The sequence below is a fragment of the Paenibacillus luteus genome (assembly GCF_006542765.1).
GTDB classification, from domain to species: Bacteria; Bacillota; Bacilli; order Paenibacillales; family Paenibacillaceae; genus Pristimantibacillus; species Pristimantibacillus luteus.
Map to the genome: position 1 here is coordinate 1 of NZ_SKCD01000063.1, position 1,818 is coordinate 1,818.

General features: G+C 46.0%; 1 protein-coding gene. It reads left to right on the plus strand.

Features of this window, described 5'->3' with window-relative positions:
* Positions 1-129 precede the first annotated feature (129 nt).
* The gene (locus E0496_RS30300; RefSeq protein ID WP_175598135.1) at positions 130-1,416 is read left to right on the plus strand and encodes an IS110 family RNA-guided transposase; all 1,287 of its coding nucleotides are present in this window, start codon (positions 130-132) and stop codon (positions 1,414-1,416) included.
* The last annotated feature ends 402 nt before the right edge of the window (positions 1,417-1,818 follow it).

Consider the following 1,818-nt stretch of genomic DNA (forward strand, 5'->3'; position numbering starts at 1 on the left):
TAATAGGAGCTATTCCTGTAATGAAGTAATTTGAGCTTTGAATGAAAAATGCACCTCTAGTATACTGGGAGTCGTTCCGTCCAAAGAACAAACCCACATACGAAAAGAGGCGCACAATTGAAGTATAAGATGAAGCAGAAACAGAATCAACGTATTACGCGAATTTCGGAAAAAACACTGGTCGTTGGAGCAGACATTGCCAAGAAAATTCATGTAGCAAGAGCCGTGGATTTTCGTGGTATTGAGCTAGGTAAAGATTGTGTGTTTCACAACGATCGAGAAGGGCTAACGAAGCTAGCAACGTGGATGAAGGGACTTCAGGAAACGCATCAGAAAGCAGATATCGTATTCGGAATCGAGCCTACTGGCCACTACTGGTTCCCGCTTGCAGCCTTTCTAGAGGCACAAGACATTAATGTTGTCATCGTTAATCCGCATCACGTAAACAAGAGCAAAGAGCTTGAGGATAATTCGCCAACGAAGAGCGACTACAAGGACGCTAAGGTCATTGCAGACCTCATACGCAATGGGAAGTATTCTGAGCCCAAGTTGCCGACGAAGGAATATGCCGAATTACGCATCCTCATGAATTTTCGTGAGAAGGTTATGGTGAGCTTGAATCAAGTGAAGGCTCGCGTTCATAACTGGTTCGACCGTTATTTCCCAGAGTATCTAAGCGTATTTAAAGATTGGGAAGGTAAAGCTTCCTTGATGACCATGCGTCAATTTCCGACCCCAGAAGAGATTGTCTCGACAGGCGCCAGAGACGTTCTCGCACACTGGAAAACGGAAGTCAAGCGCGGAGTCGGCATCAAGAGGGCTGAAAAGCTCTTAGCCACAGCAGAGACATCGATTGGAATAAGCGAAGGATTGCGAGCTGCGAGGATAGAGCTTAAGGGCTTGCTCGACCAGTTAGAGCTTTTCTCCAAACAGGTAGAAACGACAATGAATCAAGTCATGGACCTATTGGATGAGATTCCGGGAACAGAGCAAATGCTGAATATACCAGGCGTAGGGGCTGTTACGGTCGCGGGATTTCTTGCCGAAGTCGGTGACTTAAGCAGCTATGACCATGGCCAACAGATCATCCGCTTAGCAGGACTTAACTTGAAGGAAAACAGTTCCGGTAAACGGAAGGGAAAGACGGGCATTACCAAGCGTGGACGATCCAGACTGAGAGCCTTGTTGTTCCGTTGTGTAATGCCAATGGTAGCTAAGAATAAAGAATTTAAAGCCTTGCATAAGTACTTCACGACACGAAGTCAAAACCCATTGAAGAAGAAGCAGTCACTCATCGCGCTCTGCGGCAAGCTCATACGCGTGCTGCATACGCTGGGGACAAAGCAAAGAGAATACAACGCAAACGATGTTTTAGGACCTGTACGACAAGCACAGTTACAACAATTTGCAGCTTAAATTCAAGCAAAGATACCTGAAATCTCACACAACAACAGATGTACAAATCGACAATTGAAGCACCGGAGAAGCCGAAGATTACATTTCCATGAGGGCAAAGACCCCGTATAGGAGCAAGAATCGGCCTCCACCCCTTGGCAGGTAGAACGAAGGAATGTAAGGGCAAAGACCCCGCGTGACATGGGAGGGTAAACCCCGAGGGAAGATGTGGAGATCCACTGTGCGATCATAGCATTATCCACAGTTTGGATAAAATCGAGTCCAAGCCCTATTCTCGTCACCGGTCCTTATAGAAAAATATGGCTCTACAACAACATTCCTCCATTACCTCTAAGATGTCGATGTTGAAAATCTAAGAACGAGTGAGAATACGGGAGTAAACATTACTTTATAGTGGGAGGT